The sequence below is a fragment of the Pelatocladus sp. genome (assembly GCF_059505505.1).
Genome location: NZ_JCACKS010000160.1, coordinates 1 through 4,220, shown reverse-complemented (window position 1 = coordinate 4,220; position 4,220 = coordinate 1). Strand labels below are relative to the sequence as shown.

Genomic DNA, 4,220 nt, shown 5'->3' with positions numbered 1-4,220 from the left:
ACCCGAATTCAATAAACGACCACCCGAATTCAATAAACGACCACCCGAATTCAATGGGATTTAAGAAGAAATTCGACTTGTGTGTACACGGTAGCAAGCTTGGGAGAGAGACTTAGGGTGAGGGTAAGACGTCTGTCTATTAGTCATTGGTCGTTAGAATGTAGAGACGCAAAATTTCGCCTCTCTACTATCCACCAAAAGTAAGATATTGGCATTTTTAGCAAGAACAGACAAGAAAATTATACGGGTATCCGCTAAACTCTATTTTGGCAATTAAGAGGTAGTCATGAGATATAAACTCTTGGGTAAAAGCGGGTTACGAGTCTCTGAACTCTGCTTAGGAACCATGACTTTTGGTGAAGACTGGGGTTGGGGTGCGTCCCAAGATGAAAGTCGCAAAGTCTTTGATGCTTTTGTCGAAGCTGGTGGTAATTTTATAGATACCGCGAATGGTTACACTGATGGATCTAGTGAAAAGATTGTCGGTGAATTCATCGCTTCGGAACGAGAACGCTTTGTAGTTGCAACTAAGTATTCGTTTCCTGTGCAGATGAATAACCACAAAAACAACCCTAATGGTAGTGGGAATCATCGCAAAAGCATGATAGAGTCCGTAGAAGGGAGTTTAAAACGCCTGAACACTGACTATATAGATTTATTTTGGTTGCACGCTTGGGATTATATGACTCCTATCGAGGAGATCATGCGTGCTTTTGATGATCTTGTGCGTCAAGGGAAAATATTATACATTGCTGTTTCCGATGCACCTGCTTGGGTAGTTGCTCAAGCCAATACTTTGGCACAGTGTCACGGCTGGACTCCATTTGTTGCTCTCCAGATAGAGTATAATTTGTTGCAAAGAACTCCAGAGCGAGATTTACTACCAATGGCAAAAGCCTTTGACTTAGCTGTATTACCTTGGTCTCCTCTGGGTCGTGGTATATTAACAGGTAAATACAACCAAAATCAAGGTAATAGTAACGAACAAGGACGACTTGCTAAACTAGACGGTGCAAATATTTCCGAACGTGCTTTAGCGATCGCCGAAGTTGTTGTTAAAGTCGCTCAAGAAATTGGACGCACACCCTCCCAAGTCGCACTGGCTTGGTTACGCGCTCAATCTGGTGTAATTATTCCTATTATTGGGGCGCGCAAAGTATCCCAGATTCAAGATAATTTAGCTTGTGTTGAAATTGATCTATCACCAGAACATTTGCAACGTCTCAATGAAATTAGTCAAGTTGAACTTGGTTTTCCCCATGACTTTTTGCAAAATGATGTGATGCGCGATCGCCTCTTCGGTGGCACATTTAAATTGATAGACAATCATCATTCTTGATACTAGTAGGGGCAAACAGCCGTCCGTCTAGAATGCAATTATATTTTATAGCGATAAGATAAAAATACCCTCTGTCGCCAGAGAGTTTCCTACGATAGCCTAGAATCTGTAGACTTGTCTTATCGATCCAAAACAACAGAACTAAAAAAAGAGAGTTAGGACTATGGCTGATAAGCTTTCATCACGTCTTTATCCAACCCGTATTGACCTTCCTGCTGATGCACGTGTCAAACTCGTTGAACTCCTCAATCAAACTCTAGCCGCTACAACAGATCTCAAAACTCAAACAAAACAGGCGCACTGGAACGTCAAAGGAACCGATTTCTACCAACTGCACGAATTGTTTGATGAAATTGCAGGTGAGTTGGAAGAGTACGTTGATATGTTTGCGGAAAGAATCACCGCTTTAGGTGGTTATGCTTGTGGTACAGCCCGCATGGCAGCAGCTAATTCTATTTTGCCAGAATATCCGGTTGATATTTTGGATGGTATGCAACATGTTACTGCCTTGGCAGAGCGTTTTGCACCTTATGCTAAACACATCAGACAAGCGATCGACACAACCAATGACTTGAATGATGCAGATACAGCCGATCTTTACACCGAAGTATCTCGCACCATTGATAAACGACTATGGTTCTTAGAAGCTCATCTACAACCAGCAGAAGTAAAATCAGAAAATGGTACTACAACTACTAAAACTAAAGAAAAAGTTGCTGCTAAATAATTTAGTTAGTGGTTAGTAGTTAGTAAGTGCGTAAATCTTTGCGTTCGTATATTTATTAATAGTAGGTAAGGATGTAAATTTTTGCACCCTTATCAAATAACAAAATTCTTAGGTACGTTATGCTAAACGCAACGTACCATTTTTTATAATTTATCGGTTGATGATAATTTCATGTAATTAGGATGCAAATAATAGTCACTTTTTGGTAACTACCTTACTTTTAAGTGTGTACTTTTCATTTTGAAGACATATACTCTAATATTGAAATAGGTAAAAACTAGGGTAAAAATAAATCAATCAGTAAATCATGCTTAAATTATTGAAATTTGATTAATCGTAATTTCACATATAGTGAAATATATCTATAAAACTGAGTTTTTAGCAATCTAGCGATCTGTAGAAATATCACTTATTCATATGAAAATATGACTCTTCTACACCCCTAAACCCCTACACCCATTTTCAAGACACCTAAACCAATTCATACAACTACAATAAACGGAGTAAATTATGGCTTCCAATACTAAAACTCATCTAATTCATGATCGAAATGCACGTGGTCGTACCCAAACAGGATGGCTCGATAGCTACCATACATTTTCCTTTGGTAACTTTTATGATCCTAATCGTATAGCATTTCGTTCTTTGCGTGTAATTAACGATGATCGGATAGTTCCTGGTGCAGGTTTTCCGACCCATGGTCATAAAGACATGGAAATTCTCACCTATGTCATAGAAGGTGCAATAGAACATAAAGACAGTTTGGGTAATGGTTCAGTCATTCGTCCAGGGGAAGCACAAATCATGAGTGCTGGAACTGGAATTTTACACAGCGAATTTAATCCTTCCGAAACAGAACCAACCCATTTATTGCAAATTTGGATTATTCCTAATCAGGAAAAACTCCAACCGAGATATGATCAAAAAGCTTTTCCTATCGAAGAAAGAAAAGGCAAATTAAAATTAATTGCAGCCAAAGATGGACGTGATGGTGCTGTGAAGATATTCCAAGATGTTGATTTGTACACATCTGTTTTAGAAGTAGGTGATGTTGTGAATTATCATCTTTTACCTAACCGCTATGGTTGGTTGCAAATCGCTAAAGGTGTCGCCAAACTCAATGGTGAAGAACTTCGAGAAGGCGATGGTGTACAAATGAATGGCGAAGAACAACTGGAAATTAGTACTGATGTTGGTGCGGAAATCTTGTTGTTTGATTTAGGTTAGTAATATCAGGGTAGGTCTTTAACCTACCCTTTTTAAAGTAGTGGTCTTTTGAGGAGCTAACTTATGCCATCTTTAGCAGGAAAAATTGTAATTGTGACAGGTGCATCGCGGGGAATTGGACGTGCGATCGCTCTGAAATTAGCAGCACAAGGAGCATCGGTTACTGTTAACTATGCAGGAAGTGTCGAGAAGGCGCAAGAAGTTGTCGCCGAAATCGAAAAATTAGGCAGCAAAGCCATATCTGTACAAGCAGATATTAGTAAAGTAGCTGAGATTCAAAAACTTTTTCACCAAACTATTGAAACCTTTGGCAAAGTTAATATTTTGGTAAATAATGCCGGAGCAATAATATATAAACCAATAATAGAAGTAACAGAAGCAGAGTTTGATAACATATTTGCTGTTAACGTTAAAGGTACATATTTTGCTTGTCAACAAGCTGCCCATCATATGCAAGATGGTGGACGCATTATCAATTTTTCCTCAAGCACAACAGCGATGATGTTACCTACCTATAGCGCTTATGTCGGAACTAAAGGTGCAGTGGAACAAATCACGCGGGTAGTAGCTAAAGAACTAGGTAGCAAAGGGATTACAGTTAATGTTATTTCACCTGGCCCCACAGACACAGAATTATTCCGCGAAGGTAAAACCGAAGAACAAATCAACCGTTTAACGCAAGCATCTGCATTAGGAGGATTAGGACAAGTCCAAGATATTGCAGATGTGGTAGCATTTCTCGCAAGTGACGAAGCACGGTGGATCACTGGACAAAATATCCGCGTTAATGGTGGAGTTGCTTGAAACAAGGTGATAAGTAGTTAACGGGACTTAGACAAAAAACAACGAGAAAAAAGCCTCAAATCTAATTGGCAATACCTTCGCCAAATTTATGAACTGGTAGAACAAGGATCGGCAGGGTGGATG

At 39.4% G+C, this 4,220-nt stretch carries 4 protein-coding genes; all 4 read left to right on the top strand.

Annotation, left to right across the window (positions count from 1 at the left end; translation table 11 throughout):
* Positions 1–286 precede the first annotated feature (286 nt).
* On the top strand, positions 287–1,339 hold the full coding sequence (locus tag AC5JMK_RS13150) for an aldo/keto reductase (protein ID WP_096672854.1): 1,053 nt from the start codon (positions 287–289) through the stop codon (positions 1,337–1,339).
* Positions 1,340–1,502: 163 nt separating this feature from the next.
* The gene (dps, locus tag AC5JMK_RS13145) at positions 1,503–2,066 is read left to right on the top strand and encodes a DNA starvation/stationary phase protection protein Dps (protein ID WP_096672856.1); all 564 of its coding nucleotides are present in this window, start codon (positions 1,503–1,505) and stop codon (positions 2,064–2,066) included.
* A gap of 510 nt (positions 2,067–2,576) precedes the next feature.
* A complete protein-coding gene (locus AC5JMK_RS13140; RefSeq protein ID WP_495910288.1) occupies positions 2,577–3,293 on the top strand; it encodes a pirin family protein in 717 nt (238 codons plus the stop codon).
* 63 nt (positions 3,294–3,356) lie between these two features.
* Positions 3,357–4,097: an SDR family oxidoreductase gene (locus tag AC5JMK_RS13135; RefSeq protein ID WP_495910287.1), complete on the top strand. Its 741-nt coding sequence runs from the start codon at positions 3,357–3,359 to the stop codon at positions 4,095–4,097.
* Positions 4,098–4,220 lie beyond the last annotated feature (123 nt).

Bases quoted from the DNA above. Each gene is read 5' to 3' on its own strand.
- AC5JMK_RS13135 (WP_495910287.1), top strand. From the start codon at position 3,357: ATGCCATCTTTAGCAGGAAAAATTGTAATTGTGACAGGTGCATCGCGG.
- dps (WP_096672856.1), top strand. From the start codon at position 1,503: ATGGCTGATAAGCTTTCATCACGTCTTTATCCAACCCGTATTGACCTT.
- AC5JMK_RS13140 (WP_495910288.1), top strand. From the start codon at position 2,577: ATGGCTTCCAATACTAAAACTCATCTAATTCATGATCGAAATGCACGT.
- AC5JMK_RS13150 (WP_096672854.1), top strand. From the start codon at position 287: ATGAGATATAAACTCTTGGGTAAAAGCGGGTTACGAGTCTCTGAACTC.